We start from the raw sequence: 19801 nt of genomic DNA on the forward strand, positions 1-19801 counted from the left end.
GCGGGGAGCGGCACGGGCACCGGTGGCTCGTCGTACACGAAGTACAACTACCCCGGCCTCTACTCCTCCTTCCCCACCCCCCTTGGCCCCGGTGTGTACGACGTCGGCCACGATGCGGAGTGTGCGTGTCAGTACTGGTCAAGGGATGGAGTCGACCGCCGCTGCCGCGTCCACCTTGCCCGCCCCCCAGTCGTCGTTGGGTGCCCCGCCGGTGAAGGGGTCCAGCCGGGCCGAGTTGGTAAGGAGCAGGACGAGGTCGTCCTGGGTCAGCGTGGGACTCGACTGCAGCATGAGGGCACACACCCCGGTGAGATGCGGTGCGGCCATGCTCGTACCGGACATGGGCTGGTACTGGCTCGGTCCCGCGGCTCCTACCAGTGCCGAGGTGATGGCCTGGCCCGGGGCGGCGAGCGTCGGTGCGTGGCGCCCGTCGCGGGTGGGGCCCCGGCTGGAGAAGGTGGACAGGTTTCCCTGTCCCGCGCCTTTGGTGATGTAGGAGGCGGCGGTGACGACCTTCCGACTGGTCCCGGGTACGGAAATGGTTATCTCGTCGTTTCGGTGTGAGCCGATGAACTGTGGAACGGTCCGGCCCCTCTCCACCCAGGCGTGCCAGCGGCCGCCGTCGGCAACGGTCTGGCCGATGAGCGTAAGGCTCCAGGTGCCGGGCCGGATCGCTGTCTGGCTACCCGGGCTCAGCTGAACGTAGATCCGGTTGTCGCCGTTCTGGGAGTGGTGCACGACAGAGTCGACGAAGGCCTTGTTGCCTCCGGGGAGATCCAGCTCTGCGCTGGTGGTACCGGGGGCGATCTCGGCGCTGGCCGTGCCGTTGGGGGGAGTGATCCGCAGGGAGAGACGGTCGGCGCCGGAGTACCAGATGTCCAGCGTGTCCGGCGTGTCGTCGCCGACGGGTACCACGAACTGAACGACGTCGCTGCTTCCCTCCGTCACCTGGCCCGTCGCGTGCACACCGGCGTTCGCCGCGTTGCCCGCAGACTTCACCAGCGCGCGCCCCGGGGCGTTGAGCAGGTTGTCGATGCCGCGTTCCAGCAGGCTGGAACCGTCGTGCGGTCCCAGATTGTCGCCCTGGCTGATGTTGACGACCGCGGGCCGCCCGAGGGTCTCGGCGACCTTGAAGACGTAACCGACGGCCTCGAGCGTGCCCATGGAATCGCCCAGGGCTTCCGTCGTCACCCGATTGGCCACGACGACCAGATCCGCCTCGGGTGCGACCCCGACAAAGGTGAACTCCGGCTTGCCATTACCGGCCGACGACCCGTCACCGGCGGCGATGCCGGCCACGTGGGTGCCATGGCCGAGGCTGTCGTCCATGTGCCGCACTGTGCTCATCGGGTTCGGAGAGCTCAATGCGTCGTCGATCGCGGAACGTTGGTACTCCACTCCGTGACCGAACGGCGCCGGTGAGGATTCCCCGACTTCCGGAGTGAGGTTCTGGTCCCAGATGCGCAGGATGCGGCTTTTCCCGGTCGGGTCCCGGAAGCAGCCGTGGCGCCAGTCGATGCCGCTGTCGACCACGCCCACGATCACACCGGCGCCACGCAGGCCGGGCGGTCCGGTGTGCACTTTGTCGGCCTTGGTCTCGGGCACGGCGGCGTCCAGTTCCGTGAGGGTGGGGCGGGATGCCTCGACGTAGCTGACGGCTTCCGACTCGTCGAGCTCCGTGAGACGGTCGATTCCGATCTCGCCTCCCACCACGTCACCAGCCCGGATGAGCACCGTCAGCCCCATGTGCTGGGACAGCTCTCCCAGGTCGTCGGCGCCGTGCCCCTCCGCCATTCGCACCAGTACACGCACACGAGGCGTCCTCACCCCTTCGGTCGTGAGCGCGAAACGGCCGGTGGACTCCAGGCCCACCAGCTCCGCCGGGCCTTCCTCGGCCCGGGACTGCAGGAACTTCAGCCGTGAGTCGAGCATGAGCGGTCTTCTCTCTGACGAGAAATCGCCGGCCCTTCACGGTGAAGGACAGGCGATCACTATTTCCGTGGCCGGGTGCCCGTCTCGGGGTGGAGGGGTTCAGACAGCTCCACGTAGTCGACACAGTCGACTTCCGTCAAGCGTCCGAGATCGCCGGAGGCGACCGTGGCGGTCAGGACATCGCCTGCGGCCATACCCACGCGCGCGCCGGCGTCGGCAATCTGCCGACGCTGCTCTTCATCGGGTTCCCCCTTCACCCGGATGAGCACCTGGAGGGGAGTGGGGCCGACCGCCTCATCGGCGTCCGACAGCGCACGCCGTGCGGCGGAGCCAAGTTTGTGAGAGCGCATCTTCCCCACCTGATCCGGTGAACGGCCCCCGTCCATACGAACTCGGTGCGCCGGCATTCGTCTCGTGTCAGCGACCAGTCGTACCGCACTGCCTCTCCTACCACGGTAGGCATCACAGGCGGCGCGCGCCATTCCGCCCCGGACCATCTTGTGCGGACGGTGTTCCGCCTCGGCTGAGAGCTCACCGTAACCCTGGCTGCCGTCCGCCTGCGTCCGACCCCCTCGGTCGGCGCAGTTCCGCTCGCAGGCGCCAAGGGAGCAGATGAGAGTGGAGTACACGGGCGTCAGCCATCGCTTCTACGTCAGGAGAGCCGCCGTGAGTTCCCCGGGATCCAATCCTCAGCGCAACGCCGACATCCAACTGGACGAGCAGGGCCGAATCATCATCAACGCACCAGAACTTGCCTCGGCACTGGAGAGCGCCGGCCTCAGGACGGCTGGGTTCAGGCCGACCAACGGCGTCTGCCCCATCGTAAATGCAGTGGCCGGCTGCGGGGAGCGGCAGGTCTGACCGCACCAGTCACAACACGCACGGAAGTTCCTCAAGCCCGCAGACGCGCTTTCGAAAGGTACTCATGAGCGACATCACCGACACATCCCGCCGCGAAGATGTCGCTTTTCAAGAAGAGCTCTCGGCAGCGCTGACCGATCGAACTCTGCACTTGATCCTCCTGCCCACGGAGCAGTGCAACTTCCGCTGTACGTATTGCTACGAGGATTTCGCGATCGGCCGGATGGCGCGGGAGACGATCAACGCGGTGAAGCTGCTCCTGGACCGGCGATTCGACGGACTACAGGGGCTGGACATCGCGTGGTTCGGGGGCGAGCCCCTGCTGGCCCGCGCCATCGTTGAGGAGATCTCGGCCCATGTGGTGGCGTCTGTCGCCGACAGACCGGATCTGCTGTACCGAGGGGACATGACCACCAACGGATATCTGCTCGATGTTCCAGCGGCGGAGAAGCTCGCGGGGCTGGGCGTCACCAGCTATCAGATCTCCCTCGACGGCCCAGAAGCCGTACACGACACCACACGTGTTCGGAGAAATGGCGGCGCTTCATTCCAGCGTATTTGGCAGAACCTGCTGGCGATCCGGGACAGCGGGCTGCCGGTCCACATCCTGTTGCGCGTGCACCTCACGCCGAAGAACCTGCCATCGATGCCGGACTTCGTGCGCCAGGTACGCGACACCTTCCTGGACGACAGCCGATTCTCCGTCAGTCTCAAGGCCGTGGAACGGATGGGTGGACCCAACGACGCAACCATGGAGACCCTTTCCCGGCAGGCCAGGGCGGAAGCCCTCGGGCAATTGCAGGGGATTCTCGAACCCGTCTCAACGGCCTCCGGGAAACCGGCCGGGTCGGCAGTCTGCTATGCCGCACGCCCAAACTCCCTGGTGATCCGCGCGAACGGCAGTATTGCGAAATGCACGGTGGCATTGTCCGACCCTGCAAACACCATCGGCCGACTTGCTCCGGACGGCACTCTCCGCGTGGACAACGCCCGCCTCGGCCCCTGGCTGCGAGGCTGGTCCGAGGGCAACTGGGCATCCGTAGGCTGCCCTTATGTCGGCATGCCCCGCTCGGATTCACAGCTCCTGCAGATCGGCAGAGGCCCGCGTCCATCAACGGATGCCCGACAGATGTCTGCCAAGTAACGCTCAAGAACACCGAGCGACGGGTCGGCGTGCGACTTGAACACCCCGCTCGGTCGGGGCCGGAAGTCAATTCCGCGAAACCTGGAGAGCAGCAACGGTCGATCTCGGATCTATGGGTCCCGCCGGCCCGCGAACGACTTCCGATTGTGGGGGTGTCACTGACGGTGATACCCCAAGATCGAGACGGCGATTCGCATGGTGTCCATCGACACCCGGAAGGTCATCGTTCCTTACACCTGGAGTGCTGAACAGGCCCCGCGACCTGACGCTGACCGGCCTCCGTCACCTGATCGGCTGCCGAAGCTCAGTCCGGATCCGGAGGGTCCGCTCGGCGAGGCCCGCCAGGTCCACGTCCTTGGCGTCCCCGGAGGAGACCCCGGGGTCGATCTCGACGATCAGCGCGCCGGTGTTGCCGTCGTTCCAGGCGCATATCGGCATGATGACCCGCATGTTCAGATCCTCGTGGGCGATCACCTGGCAGGTGATGGTGACGTCCGAGCCGGAGGGGCGGAAATCCTCGGGTGCTCGGGCGACCGACATGCCGTCCGGATCGGCAGCGTCCTTCAGCATGTTGTCCCGGGCGTCATCGGCGTCCTTGAACCGGCCGTACATACCGCTGACGTTCAGCTGACCACCACGGTCCGCGGGCTTGTAGATCGCGACTGCCGCCCGGATGTCACGGCCGCCCAGGGCGCTCTCGGCGTGCTGGATGAAGCTGTCCTGCGGGGGGTCGGAGAAGTCCTGCTCCAGCTTGTACTCACCGCCGAGCAGGGCCTTGGGCAGGGTCAATCGGTACCGCGCCTCGGGAAAGTCTCCGTCGGTGCCGACCTTGCTGACCACGACCGCGGCCCCGGCGACGATCAACAGGGCCATGGCCCCGGCTACAACCCCCAGGACGACACCGGCCCGGCTCTTTTTCGGCGGCGGAGGCGGCAGGAGGTACGGCTGGGGCGCGGGGAACTGCTGCGGCGGCGGGGGCGTGGACACGCCACGAAGCTACTGCACACACAGCTCACCCAGGGCGTGTTGGCCCCTCGACCGCCTCCTCTTCACCGGTGGGCCCGGCACCGTTCACCCCCGCGTCGATCCTGATGTTCGACCCGCTCACCCCCCTTTGAGGTGGAACCGGGGCGGATCGAACAGGCTGTGGCGCTCGTACACGGTCTTCCAACACCCGAAGGACGCAGTCGTTCCCGCTCGGCGTCTGACAGGTCACCCCGCCCCATGCCCGTATCAACGCCCTGGGAGCGGAGCAGTCACTTGAATAGGTTCCCGGGAACCAGGGCGTGACAGGATCGGCGGATGGTGTCTGCAGGTGAGTTCTTCCTAGCCGTAGACGATGCGTCCGCAGCGCGGGTAGGCCCGCGCAAGAGACACGACTTTCCCGCCGTGCCATGTGACGGCTTCTATCCAGATGACGCGGTTCTCAGCTGGGAGACTCTGCTGACGGGCAGGCCCGCGAGTCCGCTCCGGGACGTGGTGCCCATGGCGAACGACGGGTTCACCGTATTCGCTGTTCCGGAGCCGCTGTGTAGGGCTTTGGCGGGCGCGGAAAGGGATCAACTCCGGACGACAGGCATCGCGTGGGCTGCGAGTGCCTCCGAGCCGGACAATGAGATCTCGCCGGATAGAGCGGTGGACCTCCTTGAGCGCCTGTCAGCTCTAGCCAACAGCCGGGCAGAGAAAGGCCTGAGCCTGTACTGCTGGTACTTCGCTCCCTGACCTCACCGCCCAGTGCCTGTACCTGCCACGATCGCGGCAGGACCCGGGGTACCGAGGAGACGGAGCGATGCCCGGCCGTACATCCCCCGCTTGATCGTCTTGCACGGTTTACGTGCCCTTCGACGAAACCGGAGCTGCAGGGCGAGCAGCATGCTCCACGTGATGCCTTCCCGGTTCCCTTGGTTTCTCCAGTGACGACAGCGCTGCGGTTCGACAGGTCCACACGTCTATTCGGATCTGACAGACGGTGGATCCTGGTCGTGACGCCGGTTGCCCCACTGAACGGATCGGGCCGGACAGGAGGGGGGCGGCTGAGCAAGTTCGGCTGGTCCAAGGACCGTTCTGCCTGTGAGAGCCCGCGCGAGCCGATCCGATTCTGTTTCGTCCTGGCGCCCCTTGTTGGATATCTGGCCTGTATGACAGGGTGGTTCATGCTCAGAACAATCCGTAATCGGCCTAACGGCTCGCACGGGTCGTGGCGTTGCCCGCTCCCCCACAAGGCGGTCGCGCGGCATCGCCCGGGCAGTCACCACCTCGATCTCAATGCCTTTCTCTTTGCACGGCCACAGCCAGGTCCGCGCTGCCGCTGTTCCCGCATCGGCCCGGGATGAGGCTGCCCAGTGCGCCCTGGGACAAGGAAAGCCCCTGTGTCTTTCGCTCACCCCCTTTCCGCAAGCCCGGCTCCCGACCCCGAGACCGCTCCAGGGATGTCCGACGACGCCCTCGTGGCCGCGCTGAGAACGTCCCAGACGATCGAGGGCACGACTCCCGTCGCGGCGTTGATCGCGCGACACGGGCCGTCGGTCTCCGACTATGCGGAGATCTGCGCCCTCGGTTCGGCCGCGCTCGCACGAGCGTTCGCCTCTGCGGCGTTTCGCCATGTGGTGCAGGACCTCCAAAGAGCCGGATCCACCGGCGCTCTGCGCCCTCGCCTTCTCGTCGTGGTGCGGGACACCGCGCGTGCGCGGTCACAGAACGGCACCGTCTCGGGGCTGTCGTACGACCAGTCCGGGACTGCCGACGGCGCCCGGCAGACACCACACCCGGTCGCCGAGAACCGGCACTTGAGCCACGTCGCTTTTCTGCGGCTGCCGAGGACCACGCAGTACGTTCTGTGGCATAGGGAAGTGGAAGCCGAACCGGCGGCCGTCCCCGCAGCCTTGCTCGGTATCGATGGGAACACACCGCCCTTCGAGTTGGACCGGGCGCGGGAGCAATTGCGGTCAGCGCTCCTGCGTACGCATGTCGAGCATTCGGCCGGGAGAGAGTGCCGGGACTACAGCCGCCTTCTCGACGCACCCGCACGCGGTGCCGGTTCCACGCTGCCCGAGGTGCAGCTGCATCTGGATCAGTGCTCCTACTGCCGACACACCGCCGAACAGCTCAGGCTCTGCGCCACGGAACCGGGCGTGCTGCTGGCCGAAGCGCTCCTCGGCGAGAACGCCCACCCCTATCTGGCCGCCTGCCGGGCACGCCCTTCGCGGACAGCCTCTGTTGCCACGCCCACCGAGGGAGCCGCCGCCCGTCGCTCGGACACCCCACGGACGCCACAAAGGTCGGCAAGGAAGGGAAAGCCTGGTGCCACCCGCAGGCGCACGAAGTTCTTCGTCGCCGGGATCGCCGCCGCCGGTTCGGCCGCTGTCGCGGCAGCACTCATCGTGACCGGCACTTCGTCCGACAGCACCACACCGGCTCCGGCGCCGCAGCGGCCTACGCCCACACCGTCGCCCTCATCCCCCGTGGCCTCGACCGTCCTCCCTGTCGCCCCGGACAGCGGCAGGCTGCGCAACGCGGCCGCCGACCTGTGCATGGACGTCCGTGGAACGCCGCCCGAGCGTGGCGCGGAGGTCACCCTGTCCACCTGCTCAACCGCTGGCACACAGGGGTGGACCTACCTTGAGTCCGGGCTCCTGCGCAATCTCGCCGCACCGAATCTGTGTCTGGACGCCGGAGGAGATGACGAGGTGCTGGATCTGGAGTTCTGCGACTCCTCCGGCGACCTCTCGTTCGGTCTCCGCTTCGAGCTGAGCCCCGAAGGAGAACTCCTCACACGCGACGAGAGAAACCTCGTGATCACCCCTGCCTCGCCCGAGGCCGACACCATTCTGGTGCCAAGCCCACGGAACGGAGACGCGGAACAGAGATGGCTGGTCGAGCCGATCTCTGGTACATCCACGCCCCGGTCCGGGACATGAGGCTTCACCAGTACCGAACACGGCCTCACCGACCTCCGACCGATTCCTGACTCCTCATCCTGGCTCCTGACTCCTGACTCCGTTCAGGGATCGGCCAGGGTTCGGATCTCGCCGGGTTCCTGGTGTCACGCAGTGCGGGTTCTTCGCCGCTCCAAGGTGGGTCGGATGAGGGACTCTCTGGCACGGCGAGACGAGCGGGGGTCAGGCGGGCGAGGTGTCGGGGCGGGCGTCGTACGCGGCGCGGGCTGCGTCGATGTGCGTCAGGTGCGTGATGCTCCACTCCAACAGGGGTGCGGTGGCTTCGCGGAGGGTCCTGCCCATCGGAGTCAGTTCGTAACTGACGTGCGGCGGCATGACGTTGCGGACGGTCCGTGTGAGGATCCCGTCGCGTTCCAGGCCGCGCAGGGTGACGGTGAGCATTCGCTGGCTGATCCCGTCGACGGCCCGTTTGAGTTCGGTGAAGCGGCGCGGCCCCTGGCTGAGGTTACGCACGATCAGCAGCGACCACTTGTCGCCGACGATGCCGAGCACTTCACGGGCCTGGCACGGGTCCTCCAACAGCGCCGGCCGCGCATCGCCGCCCACTGTGCCGCTCATGGTTACCTCCAGAGAACCGGGGCACCGAAATGTGCCTTATTGATCGAGGTGCGACAGGTGCAGCACGATGATCTCGGTTCCCGAAGAGTACCGAGGCACTGACAGGAACCGTAATGCTCCCGCGCCTCCACGCCCCGAAGAGGAAAAAATCCCCTCATGTCAACTTTTCTGCTCGTACACGGTGCCTGGCACAGCGGCCGGTGCTGGGAGCGGGTGGTCCCGCTGCTGGAATCGGCCGGACACCGCGTGTTCGCGCCTTCACTGACCGGCTACGGCGACAAGGCACACCTGCTCGGCCCCGAGGTAGGGCTCGACACGCACGTCACGGACATCGTCAAGCTGATCCACGAGGAGAACCTGACCGAGGTGGTGCTCGTGGGTCACAGCTACGCGGGGCTGGTCGTCTCGTCCGCGGCCAACGAGGTACCGGAACGAATCGCGCACCTGGTGTACCTCGACGCGATGGTCCCGGAGCACGGCGAGACCGCCGTCGACGTGCAGCCCATGACCCAGAACCTGATCGACCTGGCCGCCAAGTCCGACAACGGCTGGCGCATCCCGCCGCTGCCCGAGATGCCTCCGCCCCTCGGCCTGTTCGGAGTCACCGACCCGGCGGACGTCGCTTGGCTGCGTGCGACGCTCTCGGACCAGCCAGTGCGCTGCCTGCGGCAACCGGTCCGACTGGACAACCCTGCCGTGGACTCCATTCCGCGCACGCACATCCACTGCGTCGGCGCGGAGCCGGAAGGCATCGTGCGGCGACCCGTCCCCGCGACACAGCCCAACGGCTCCCCAGCACGGATACGGGAACTGCCGACCGGGCACGACTGCATGCTCACCATGCCGGCTGACCTGAGCGAACTGCTGCTTGAATCCGCCCTTCGGTAGCGTCCGGGCCGTGACTGCGGCAGCGAGCCGGAGAAGGCCCGCCACCGTCGGACAGCGGAACCGGCCGCGAAGCCGTCACTTGCGGGCGTCTTGTCGTATCGAGTGGCGATGCCGCGCCAGGTGTTAGGCGACGTTCTGCATGAACAGGAACGAGTGGTTTGACGACACTCGCGGTGGAGACGTTGGGGTGCGGTCTCTGGAGGCGGGGAAGTCCTTCGTGTGCGACGACATGGTGAACACGAAGGACGAGCGCCCGAGGAGAACTACGGGGCTGAGTGGGTCCATCGTTTGGTGATGTGCGGCTCGGAGTACGCCGCCGACCAGGCTTGCAGTCGCACCTGCTCGGTGGTCTCGGGTGTCCGGTCCGATTCGCTGCGCACGGCAGCGGCCAGGTTCCTCCGAGAGGCCCGGATGCGGGTCCACCCTGGGGGCATCTCGAATCGTGCGGCATCGGGGAAGTAGTCGGTACAGCCCAGCACGACGAGACGTCCGGACGTCAGGTTGAGGCTTGCCTCGACAACGTGGTCGAAGTCGTCGCTGTCATCGACTGGCTGTTCTGCGAGGACGTCGACGCTGACTGCCACGGTGACGTTGACGGCGGTGCCGATGGCCACGGCGTCCTCGGTTACGCCAAGCCCGTCGGAAACGGTCTGTTCGGTCCATACGTCACTGAGGTCGCCCTCGGACTCGTCGTCCAGGACGTGGATCTGGAAGTAGTCCGCGAAGAGTTCAAGGTTGGTTGCCACGGGGGCATCATCGCTGCCGCGCATGACGGGCACGGCGGCGGGGTGGTATCGGCTTCAGGGTGAGGCCGCTGACCGGGTGATCCGGACATGAATGCCGGCCCGTCTGGACAGGTTCCGGCTGATTGCCGCAGGTCAGGCGGAGGTGGCGGTGCTGGTGGTGGACTCGGACGTGCTGCTGGTGGAGCGGCAGCTTCGGGCTGGCCGGTTGAACTGTCCGGCCTGTTCGGCTCCGCTGGCGCCCTGGGGGCATGGTCGGTCCCGGATGGTTCGGGGTGATCTGGGGGCCCGGCTGTTTCTGCGGCCGCGTCGCACTCGTTGTTCGGGCTGCCAGGTCACGCACGTGCTGCTGCCGGAGGCGGTCTGGCCGCGGCGGATGGACGCGGCCGAGGTGATCGGGACCGGGCTGGAGATAGCGGCCCTCGGCATGGGGCACCGCCAGATCGCCGCCCACCTGGGCATGGCGGAGGGGACGGTCCGCGGCTGGCTCCGCCGCTTCCGACGCAGGTCGGAGGACGTCCGCCGGCATTTCACCGTCGCCCTGGTCGCGCTCGCGGAGGATCCGGTGATGCCCGAGGCGGCCGCCTCGCCGCTGTCGGACGCGGTGTCGGTGATCGCCGCCGCCCATCGGGCGGCGGCCATGAAGTGGCCGGAGATGAACACGGGGTCGCGGTGGGCCTTCGCCGGCCGGGCGATAGGCGGACAGGTGCTGACCTGCACCACTTCGGCTAGTTGATCAACACGGGCCGCCCCTGGGCGGCGGAAGGAGGGGCCAGAAATCTTGATCGTGTCCGTCCACGACAGAGGCGGACGCTGATCGAGATGCGAGGAGAGTCCGCACATGGCATCGAGCGAGGACGAGGACCGCCGCCGGGCGGAGAAGGCCCGGCAGGTCGGTCTGTTCCGCTATTCCCTGATCCAGGACCTGCTGGATTCAAGTCTGACGACCCGCGAACGCGGGCGGCTGGCACGTGAGTTGGCGGAGAGGGAGCACACGGATCCGTTCGGCCGGCAGGTGAAGGTGTCCAGGGGCACGATCGACCGGTGGGCCCGGGACTACCGCAGCGGCGGGTTCGCCGCGCTGGTTCCCGAGCCGCGCAAGGCCGTCCCCAGGACACCGCCGGAGGTGCTGGAGCTGGCGGCCGCGCTGAAGCGGGAGAATCCCGGCCGGACGGCCGCGCAGATCCAGCGGATCCTGCGGACCACGCAGGGCTGGTCGCCGACCGAGCGCACGCTGCAGCGGCACTTCGTGACCGCCGGCCTGACCGGCACGGCTGCGGGCGAGAGGAGCGTGTTCAGCCGGTTCGAGGCGACCCGGGGCAACGAGTTGTGGACCGGCGACGCTCTGCACGGTCCGAGGATCGGCGGGCGGAAGACGTACTTGTTCGCCTTCATCGACAACCACAGCCGGGCGATCGTGGGGCACCGGTTCGGGTTCGCCGAGGACACCGTCCGCCTGGCCGCGGCCCTGCGGCCGGCGCTGTCGGCCCGCGGCGTCCCGGAGTCGATCTATGTCGACAACGGGAGTGCCTTCGTCGACACGTGGCTGCTGCGGGCCTGCGCGTCGCTTGCGGTCCGGCTGACCCATTCCAAACCCGGACGGCCGCAGGGCCGAGGAAAAATCGAACGGTTCTTCCGCACCGTCCGTGACCAGTTCCTCGTCGAGTTCGATGACGAACGTGTCGGCCAGATCGAGCATCTCACCGAGCTGAACAGGCTTTTCACCGCGTGGGTGGAGACGGTCTATCACCGCACGGTGCACTCGGAGACCGGGCAGCCTCCGATCGAACGCTGGCTGGGTTCGATTCCCCGGCCGCTGCCGCTGCCCAGCCCCGCTGATCTTCGGGAGGCGTTTCTGTGGTCGGAGTTCCGGACCGTGACGAAGACTGCGACGGTGTCGCTGCACGGCAACAGCTACGAGGTCGACCCGATGCTGAGCGGGATGAGAGTAGAGCTGGTCTTCGATCCGTTCGACCTGACCGAGATCGAAGTGAGGGCGTCGGGCAGGACGACGGGCAAAGCGATCCCGCACCGGGTGGGCCGTCACACGCATCCGAAGGCGAGTCCGGAGACGCCGGCGGAGCCGGCGCCGTCGACCGGGATCGACTACTTGAAGATCCTCGACGAGACGCACACGGCGAACACCGCGAAGGGCATCAACTACTCGTCCCTGCTGGACGACGGGCGGGGACAGCGATGATCGACCGCGTTCAGGGGTACTTCGGCTTCACCCGCGTCCCCTTCGGCCGCAACCTGGCTCCCTCGATGCTGCACCAGCACCACTCCCACCGCGAGGCCGCGGCCCGCATCGCCTGGTGCATCAACAACCGGGCGATCGGCGTGGTCACCGGCGAGGCCGGATCCGGCAAGACCGTTGCCCTCAAAGGCGCCGTCGCCTCCCTCGATCCGGCCAGGTTCACGGTGATCTACCAGCCGAACCCCGAGGTCGGCATGCGCGGCCTCTATGACCGCATCGTCACCGCCTGGGCGGCACCCCGAAATACCAGTCCGCCGCTCTCGCAGCTCAGGCGTCCGCGGCGCTGACCGCGGAGGTCGACGAACGCGGCCGGACCCCGGCCGTCGTGATCGACGAGTCGCACCTGCTCGACCACCACGAGTTGGACGCGATCCGCATGCTGACCAACTACGACATGGACTCCACGACGCCGTTCGCGGTGTTGCTGATCGGCCAGCCCACCCTGCGGAAACGGATGAAGCACGGCGTCCTTGCCGCCCTGGACCAGCGGATCTCGGTCAGCTACCAGATGCCCACGATGACGAAGGAGGAGACCGCCAGCTGCATCAAGCACCACCTCACGATCGCCGGCCGTCAAGACACCCTGTTCTCCGACGACGCCGTCGACCTGATCCACCTCACCAGCCGCGGCCTGCCCCGCTCGGTCAACAACATCGCCTGGCAGTCCCTCATCGCCGCCTTCACCGAGGAGAAGGGCATCGTCGACGAGTCCTCCACCCGCGTCGCGATCACCGAGACACACGCGACAGAGTGACGACGAAGACGACACCACGTTCACGACGACCCCGGCGGCCTGACGGCCGCCGGGGTCGTTTCACCTCTCACCGTCCACAACCAGACCGTCGCATTCATGCACATCTTCAGCGTCGCCCAACAGCCAGGCTTCGAGCCTATTGATCAGCCGTTCGACGGTGTTGCGGTCCTTGATAGAACTCCGCGTCGTGAGCGACGGGCCGGCCGCCCTTGCTACCTCGGTTCTTCCGGTGGGCGGCCTGGTCATTCTTCTCCGGGATGACGGACTTGATTCCGCGTCTACGCAGGTAGGCACGGTTGGCGCGGGAGGAGTACGCCCAATAGGCACGTGGGTTGGTCGTTTGGCCAGCCCTGGCAGGGGCCGTACTCGCAGCCAAATGCACGTACTGATCACGACCGCACACAGGCCCTAGGATCAGGAACATGCCGCTGACGATGCACGACGTGGACCGGTTCGAGGCGACGAGGCCCCGGCTGGAGGCCATCGCCTACCGCCTGCTCGGCTCGGCGAGCGAGGCGGAGGACGCCGTGCAGGAGACGTTCCTGCGCTGGCAGGCGGCCGAGGTCGACCGGATCGAGGTGCCCGAGGCCTGGTTGACGAAGGTGCTCACCAACCTGTGCCTCAACCAGCTCACCTCGGCCCGCGCACGCCGGGAGACCTATGTGGGCCAGTGGCTGCCCGAGCCGCTGCTGACCGGCGACCCGATGCTCGGCCCTGCCGACACCGCCGAACAGCGCGAATCCGTCTCGTACGCGGTCCTCACCCTGCTGGAGCGCCTCACCCCCAACGAGCGGGCGGTGTACGTACTGAAGGAGGCCTTCGACTACCCGCACCGGGAGATCGCGGAGATCGTCGAGATCAGCGAGTCCGCGAGCCAGCAGATCTTCCACCGGGCGAAGAAGCATGTGGCGGCGGGCAGGGCCCGTACGGAGATCGACGAGGCGGCGGCACGGCGGATCGTCGAGGAGTTCCTCGCGGCGGCCACCAGCGGGAAGACCGAGCCGCTGGTCAAGCTGCTCACCTCGGATGCCATCGCGGTCGGCGACGGCGGTGGAAAGGTCCCGGCCCGCGCCAAGGCGTTCGAGGGCGCGCTCGCGGTCGCGAAGTTCATGCGGGGTCTGTTCAAGCCGGCCCCGGTCAAGCGGGCCCTGGTCGGCGGCTCACCCGAGATCCACATCTCGACGGCCAACGGCGGCCCCGCGGTCCTGGCGGTCGTCGAGGGCCGGGTCGTCGGGGTCATCTGCCTGGAGATCGGCGCGGACGGCATCGTCGCGTTCCGCAGCCAGGTCAACCCCGACAAGCTGGAACGCGCGACCGAGGTGTGGGCGGCCACTGAGCACGGGGAGCCCCTGTTCCACGCCTTCTGACGAACGCCGTGGTGAGAGCGTGCCGTGGTGAGAGCGTGCCGTGGTGAGAGCGTGCCGTGGTGAGCGGCTCAGCGAGGGCGCCGTGGTGAGGGCTTCCGACGTCCTTCGACGAACCGGGTCACACCTTCCAGCGAAGGTGTGACCTGCTTCACATTCCATTCCTGTCAGGAAAGCGCGGGCTGCCCGGTTCAAGGGGCGTCACCGAGCAAGGGCAAGCGTCAACCCCGCGCAGACAGGAGCAGGAAATGCAGCACCGCATCATCGTCCTCGGAGCCGGCTACACCGGAGCCACCGCCGCCGGGCGTCTCGCCAAGCAGCTGCACCGCGCGGACGTCGCCATCACCCTCGTCAACGCGGAGCCCGACTTCGTCGAACGTGTCCGGATGCACCAGCTCGCGGTCGGCCAGGACCTCAAGCCCCGCCCGTTCGACGAGATGTTCGCGGGCACCGGCGTCGAGGTGAAGCTCGCCGAGGTCGCCGGTGTCGACGCCGATCGCCGGATCGTCACCGTCGTCGACACGCACGGCGGCGGGAGGCAGGAACTGGCGTACGACACCCTCGTCTACGCCCTCGGCAGCGGCTGGAACCCCCAGGGCGTCCCCGGCACCGCCGAGCACGCCCACGAGATCTCCGGCCGCCCCGGAGCGCTCCGGCTGCGCGAGCGCCTGGCCCGGCTGGACCCGGGAGCGCCCGTGGTGGTCGTCGGCGGCGGACTCACCGGTCTGGAGGCCGCGACCGAGATCGCCGAGACGCGCCCGGACCTGGACGTCGCCCTCGTGGCCCGCGGCGGCTTCGGCGACTGGCTCTCCGACAAGGGCCGGGGGCATCTGCGGAAGGTGTTCGCCAAGCTCGGGATCACCGTGCACGAGCACACCGCCGTCACCGCCGTCGAGGGCGACCGCGTCCTGACCGACGGCATGCCCGTCCCGGCCGCGGTCACCGTGTGGGCCACCGGCTTCGCCGTCCACCCGATCGCCGAGGCCAGCACACTGGAGGTCTCCGGCAGGGGCCAGATCGTGGTCGACGAGACCATGCGCTCGGTCTCGCACCCCGAGGTGTACGCCGTCGGCGACGCGGCCCTCGTGATGGGCCCCGGCGACAAGCCGCTGCGGATGTCGTGCGCCTCCGGCGTCCCCACCGCGTGGCAGGCCGCCGACGCCATCGCGGCCCGCCTGACCGGCGCGAAGCTCCCGAAGATTCCGATCCGCTACGTACAGCAGTGCATCTCGCTCGGCCGCAAGGAGGGCCTGATCCAGTTCGTCACCGAGGACGATCAGGCCGTCCCCAAGGCCCTCACCGGCCGCCTCGCCGCCCTCTACAAGGAGATCATCTGCAAGGGCGCGGCCTGGACCGTCGCCCACCCGACCGTCGGCATGCCGGTCCGCCGCCGTCGGACGGTACAGCCGACGGGACGGGCGGACCAGGCGGGTCAGAAGGGTCAGAAGGGTACGGGGAGCCCGGCGGGACAGGCGGACCCGGCGGTCAGGACCGCGGCTTGAGCCGTACGGCGCGGGTGGCCCCGGACAACAGGGCCCGACCCGTACGGCACTGCCCAGCCGCCCTCGGAACGGGGCCCACGACGAGAGGGTCCCGCCCCTCCCTCCGCCCCGGCGGGCCTTCATGGGCCTGGTCGCCACTGCCGGAGGGGGCCTGCTGTGCAACCCGATGATGTCGACCTGAACGCCCGCCACGGCGCCAACCCCCGTAAGGGAACACGGAGTTCGAGCAGCCGGCCTCGATGGTCGCCGACCGCGCCCAACAGGTCCAGAGCGCCTGACCCGCCGAGCGTCGGCAGGTCGCGCTCGCTGAAGGGCGGACGGCGCACGGTTCAGGGCGTCCCGGTCGGCCTCGGACGAGTCGTACGCACCGTGCACCGGGACGTGACCCGCGCGCCGTGCAAGTGATCGTTTTCGGCCGTTCCCTCCCGCTCCGGCGAAGCCTTCTCCGACCGTGACGGCGAGCTGCTTCTGGAGACGTTCGGGGTCACGACCCTAGCGGCGCCGGCGTGGTGCCGCGTGTCCACCCGTGGGCGGGCGGCGCCGTTCTCATGAAACACACGTACGTCACCGTGGAGCTGGTGCGCGGGTCGAGGCCGAGCACGGGGAGGGCGAGAGTGAAGGTGTCGTCGTCTTCGACCGGTTCACCGTCGGGGGCGGCTTCCGGCTCGCCGAGGGTGAGCTGCGCAGTGTGCAGTTCAGCGTGACTCTGCCGTGGGAGACTCCGGTCACCGAGCTGTACGGGCAGAGCCTGGGCATCGTGCTCGGCGTACGCACCGAGCTGTCGGTGGCGGGCGCCAAGGACAAGGGCGACCGCGACCAGTTGAGGGTCGGGCCCCTGCCGGTGCAGGAGGCGATCCTGGAGGCGCTGGGGCAGCTCGGCTTCGGCTTCAAGGCTGCCGATCACGACGGCGTGGATCACCAGGACTGGAACACCCTCGTCGACGGCTGGATCCGGCAGCTCGTCGAGCGCCGGACGTCGCATGGCTCGCACGGCGAGTACGGCGCGTACGGCGCGTACGGGCACAGCGACCCGTACGCCGGACACAGCGGCGGCCACCAGGAGCGTCACCACGACAGCCATCACGGCTCCGGCCCCGGCATGGGCACGGCCGTCGCCGCGGGCACGGCCGGGCTCGCGGTCGGTGTCGTCGGCGGCATGGTCGCGGCCGAAGTCGTCGACGAGGTGGGCGACTTCTTCGAGGGCGACGAGGAAGAGGCCGAAGGCTGGGCCTTGCCGACGACCGGCGGTCGAGGGTGCGCGAGGAGGGGCGCAGAACGCGGACACTCCGGGAAGGCTCAGCCCAGTGGCTGTGGATCTGCCCGGTCGAGGGGAGGGCGTCTCTTCGACCGGGTCGAGCCTGGAGGCCGCTGGGTGAAATGGTGGGCGACGGTCAGGAGAAGTATCGCCAGGGCGGCCGGTGCCGCGTAGGCGAGGCGGAACTGGCCGGTGGAGCCGAGGAGTCCGCTCATTGCGCCACCGGTGATGACACCGACGTAGTTGAAGAGGTTCAGGCGTGCCAGGACCGCCTCGGAGGCGCCGGGACGCAGTCGCGCGGCGGCGGCCAGACACAGCGGGGCCAGAACGGACGCCCCCAGGCCCACCGCCCCGGCCGCGAGAACGGCGAACGGCCAGCTCGGCGCGGCGGCCATGCCCGCCAGGGCGCCCGCGACCAGCAGGGCCGCGGTGCGGACGACTGCGACCGCTCCGAACCGTCGCACGAGGCGGTCGGTGGCGGCGCGGCCGACGACCGTGCCGGCCTGGTAGGCCGCGTACGCCAGCGGCGCGACCGTGAGGGACGCGGCGAGGGTCTGGCGCAGGTAGACCGCCGACCAGGCCGAGACGGTGGAGTCGACGACGTAGACGACGAGGAGGACCAGGCCGAAGGGGATGAGCCGGATCCACAGACGGCGCCCTAGCGGAGGCTGCGCCGGGGTGACCTGTCGCTGCGCGGAGGGCGACGGGAGGGCGTGTGTGCGAATGCAGGCGGCGAGGAGCATCACGAGGCCCGCCTGGACGCTCAGGCCGGCGGCCACGGGCCACTCCAGCCGGGCGGCCCCGGCGGTGAGCAGGGCCGCGGTCACGCCGCCCACGCTCCATGCGGTGTAGAAGGAGCCGAAGATGCTGCGGCCGTAGGCGCGTTCGACCGCCGCCGCTCGTGTGTTGACGCCGACATCGAGGGCCCCGATGGCGAGCCCGAAGAGGATGTAGGCGCAGATGACGGTCGCCTCGTCGGGGGCCCATCCGATCAGTACCAGTGCGGCGGCGGCCGTCAGCACGGCCCCGCGCATCGTGGCGACGGGACCGGCACGGCGGATCGCCGCCAGGCCCAGGAAGCTGCCGCCCCCTGCCATCAGCGCGACCGCGACCATCAGGGTGGTCGTGAGGAGCGGTGCCAGGTTCAGGTGTTCCGTGACCGCGGGGACGGTCGTGTAGACGGCGGCGACGGACACCCCTTGTGCGGCGAACGCGAGGGTCGCGCCCCTTCGGGCGCCGGTCTTGGAGACCGGATGCCCGGCCCTCGCCCGGAGTGGAGCATGAAAGGACATGATGTTGTCGCGCCTTCATTTCCTGGGTGCGCTGGGCCGACCGGCCGAGGACCGGCGGGTCGAATGCCGTGCGGGTTCCGGAAACCGTAGCCAGGCTCGGAAGGCGGACTCAGGACGCCAGGGGCCGTACAGGGGACTTCGGCGGCCAGACGCTACGACCGGTGATGCCCGCTGTCTACGGTGGTCGCCGAGGAGAAGGTGAGTGCGATGTCCCTTGCCCCCGGCCCGGCGGATCCGCCTGGGACCAACCGCAGCACGTCGGCGACGATCCAGCCGAACATCCTGCGCTACTTGGTCGTGGTCGCCGAAGAGCGCGGCGTCGATCTGCGCCCCCTGCTGAAACAGATGGGACTGGACGAGACGGTCATGCGCTCCGCCGCGCTGCGGGTGTCGTACCGGCAGGGCAGCGCGGTGATCCGCCGTGCGCTGGAACTCACCGGCGACGAACGCCTGGGGCTGAAGGTCGGGGCGGCGCAGCATCTGACCGCGTGGGGCCTGCTCGGCTTCGCCCTGATGGCCGACGACACGCTGCGGCACGCCATCGAGACGGGGGTGAAGTACCAGAACCTGTCCGGGGCGATGGTGGTGTGGTCGGCCGGGGTGGCTGAGGAGGACGACGCCTTCGTGCTGCGCGCCGATCTACCCGACCCCGCCATGGACCCGGCCGTGGCTTCCTTCCTGATCGAGGAGGCGTTCGCCTCCGTGCTCACCCTGTCCCGGTTGGCCGTCGGCCCGGCCTTCACGCCGAGAACAGTGGAGTTCTCGTTTCCCGCACCGCGCCAACTCGACCTGTACGGCGCCCTGTTCGGCTGTACGGTCCGCTTCGGCGCCGCCGCCAACCGCATGGTCGTCGACCCCGCGTGGGCCGGTACCCGGATGCCCGGCCGGGATCCGGTGAGCTACGCGTCGACGCTGGAGACGCTCGACGCGCAGATGGCTTCCCGCCGTGACCAGCAGGACCTGCTGGAGGTACTGGAGATCTCCGTCGCGCAGGGCCTCCCGGCGGTGCCCTCGTTCGGTGAGCAGGCGCGGCGGCATGCGACGAGCGAGCGGACGCTGCGCCGTCGGCTGGCGGACTGCGGCACGACGTACGAGGCACTTGTCGAGGGAGTACGCCGGGAGCGCGTCGAACAGCTGTTGCTCCGCCCGGAACTGACACTGCGCGACATCGCCCGCCGAGCGGGATTCTCCGACGAACGGGCGCTGCGCCGCGCGGTACGCCGCTGGCACGGCACCTCCCCGGTCCATCTGCGGGAGCGGATGCGTTCGGATCGCCTTTGAAGGCGAGGTCCAGG

At 68.6% G+C, this 19801-nt stretch carries 18 protein-coding genes and 2 pseudogenes; 13 read left to right on the top strand and 7 right to left on the bottom strand.

The features are described from left to right. Positions 1–138 precede the first annotated feature (138 nt). Entirely contained in the window at positions 139–1932 is a 1794-nt protein-coding gene (locus ABT147_RS00565; RefSeq protein ID WP_351401173.1) for a S8 family peptidase, read from the bottom strand. 59 nt (positions 1933–1991) lie between these two features. Next, entirely contained in the window at positions 1992–2282 is a 291-nt protein-coding gene (locus tag ABT147_RS00570) for a hypothetical protein (protein WP_351401176.1), read from the bottom strand. A 268-nt stretch (positions 2283–2550) separates the two neighbouring features. Here ABT147_RS00570 and ABT147_RS00575 point away from each other — a divergent pair, with 268 nt between their 5' ends. Both ABT147_RS00575 and ABT147_RS00580 read left to right on the top strand, forming a co-directional pair. Further along, on the top strand, positions 2551–2793 hold the full coding sequence (locus ABT147_RS00575) for a hypothetical protein (protein ID WP_351401178.1): 243 nt from the start codon (positions 2551–2553) through the stop codon (positions 2791–2793). 64 nt (positions 2794–2857) lie between these two features. Then, positions 2858–3937: a radical SAM protein gene (locus ABT147_RS00580; RefSeq protein WP_351401179.1), complete on the top strand. Its 1080-nt coding sequence runs from the start codon at positions 2858–2860 to the stop codon at positions 3935–3937. A 282-nt stretch (positions 3938–4219) separates the two neighbouring features. Here ABT147_RS00580 and ABT147_RS00585 read toward each other — a convergent pair whose 3' ends face one another. After that, positions 4220–4924, bottom strand: coding sequence for a hypothetical protein (locus ABT147_RS00585; RefSeq protein ID WP_351401181.1), 705 nt, complete (start codon positions 4922–4924; stop codon positions 4220–4222). A 315-nt stretch (positions 4925–5239) separates the two neighbouring features. On the opposite strand from ABT147_RS00585, the gene ABT147_RS00590 reads away from it, so the two are divergent. Further along, positions 5240–5659, top strand: a complete 420-nt coding sequence (locus tag ABT147_RS00590) for a hypothetical protein (protein WP_351401183.1) — start codon at positions 5240–5242, stop codon at positions 5657–5659. Between the two features lie 707 nt (positions 5660–6366). Further along, positions 6367–7854, top strand: a complete 1488-nt coding sequence (locus ABT147_RS00595) for an RICIN domain-containing protein (protein WP_351401186.1) — start codon at positions 6367–6369, stop codon at positions 7852–7854. A 201-nt stretch (positions 7855–8055) separates the two neighbouring features. Here ABT147_RS00595 and ABT147_RS00600 read toward each other — a convergent pair whose 3' ends face one another. Continuing rightward, complete coding sequence (locus ABT147_RS00600) at positions 8056–8451, bottom strand: winged helix-turn-helix transcriptional regulator (RefSeq protein WP_351401188.1); 396 nt, start codon at positions 8449–8451, stop codon at positions 8056–8058. Positions 8452–8607: 156 nt separating this feature from the next. Here ABT147_RS00600 and ABT147_RS00605 point away from each other — a divergent pair, with 156 nt between their 5' ends. Then, complete coding sequence (locus ABT147_RS00605; RefSeq protein ID WP_351401190.1) at positions 8608–9339, top strand: alpha/beta hydrolase; 732 nt, start codon at positions 8608–8610, stop codon at positions 9337–9339. Positions 9340–9602: 263 nt separating this feature from the next. Here ABT147_RS00605 and ABT147_RS00610 read toward each other — a convergent pair whose 3' ends face one another. Further along, complete coding sequence (locus ABT147_RS00610; RefSeq protein ID WP_351401927.1) at positions 9603–10109, bottom strand: hypothetical protein; 507 nt, start codon at positions 10107–10109, stop codon at positions 9603–9605. A 67-nt stretch (positions 10110–10176) separates the two neighbouring features. Here ABT147_RS00610 and ABT147_RS00615 point away from each other — a divergent pair, with 67 nt between their 5' ends. From ABT147_RS00615 to ABT147_RS00630, 4 genes are all read left to right on the top strand, one after another. Then, positions 10177–10818: a DUF6431 domain-containing protein gene (locus tag ABT147_RS00615; protein WP_351401192.1), complete on the top strand. Its 642-nt coding sequence runs from the start codon at positions 10177–10179 to the stop codon at positions 10816–10818. 105 nt (positions 10819–10923) lie between these two features. Further along, complete coding sequence (locus ABT147_RS00620) at positions 10924–12282, top strand: DDE-type integrase/transposase/recombinase (protein WP_351401193.1); 1359 nt, start codon at positions 10924–10926, stop codon at positions 12280–12282. Beyond that, complete coding sequence (locus tag ABT147_RS00625) at positions 12279–12626, top strand: AAA family ATPase (protein WP_351401195.1); 348 nt, start codon at positions 12279–12281, stop codon at positions 12624–12626. The genes ABT147_RS00620 and ABT147_RS00625 overlap by 4 nt, the downstream gene beginning before the upstream one ends. A gap of 38 nt (positions 12627–12664) precedes the next feature. After that, positions 12665–13093, top strand: a complete 429-nt coding sequence (locus ABT147_RS00630; RefSeq protein WP_351401197.1) for an ExeA family protein — start codon at positions 12665–12667, stop codon at positions 13091–13093. A gap of 123 nt (positions 13094–13216) precedes the next feature. On the opposite strand, the pseudogene ABT147_RS00635 reads toward ABT147_RS00630, so the two are convergent. Next, positions 13217–13409 (bottom strand): annotated as a pseudogene (locus ABT147_RS00635) (IS5/IS1182 family transposase); the annotation flags it as partial. A gap of 106 nt (positions 13410–13515) precedes the next feature. Between ABT147_RS00635 and ABT147_RS00640 the strand changes: the two are divergent. The 3 genes and pseudogenes from ABT147_RS00640 to ABT147_RS47245 all read left to right on the top strand — a co-directional run. After that, positions 13516–14460, top strand: a complete 945-nt coding sequence (locus ABT147_RS00640; RefSeq protein ID WP_351401199.1) for an RNA polymerase sigma-70 factor — start codon at positions 13516–13518, stop codon at positions 14458–14460. A gap of 245 nt (positions 14461–14705) precedes the next feature. Next, on the top strand, positions 14706–15959 hold the full coding sequence (locus ABT147_RS00645; protein ID WP_351401201.1) for an NAD(P)/FAD-dependent oxidoreductase: 1254 nt from the start codon (positions 14706–14708) through the stop codon (positions 15957–15959). A gap of 526 nt (positions 15960–16485) precedes the next feature. After that, positions 16486–16812: pseudogene (locus ABT147_RS47245) on the top strand (sporulation protein); the annotation flags it as partial. A gap of 443 nt (positions 16813–17255) precedes the next feature. Here the strand turns inward: ABT147_RS47245 and ABT147_RS00655 are convergent. Then, on the bottom strand, positions 17256–18506 hold the full coding sequence (locus tag ABT147_RS00655) for an MFS transporter (RefSeq protein ID WP_351401204.1): 1251 nt from the start codon (positions 18504–18506) through the stop codon (positions 17256–17258). Between the two features lie 207 nt (positions 18507–18713). Between ABT147_RS00655 and ABT147_RS00660 the strand changes: the two genes are divergently transcribed. Further along, positions 18714–19787 (top strand): AraC family transcriptional regulator, encoded by a 1074-nt coding sequence (locus ABT147_RS00660; RefSeq protein WP_351401206.1) that lies wholly within the window; start codon positions 18714–18716, stop codon positions 19785–19787. The last annotated feature ends 14 nt before the right edge of the window (positions 19788–19801 follow it).

The organism is Streptomyces sp. NPDC001868 (genome assembly GCF_040297125.1).
Lineage (GTDB): Bacteria > Actinomycetota > Actinomycetes > Streptomycetales > Streptomycetaceae > Streptomyces.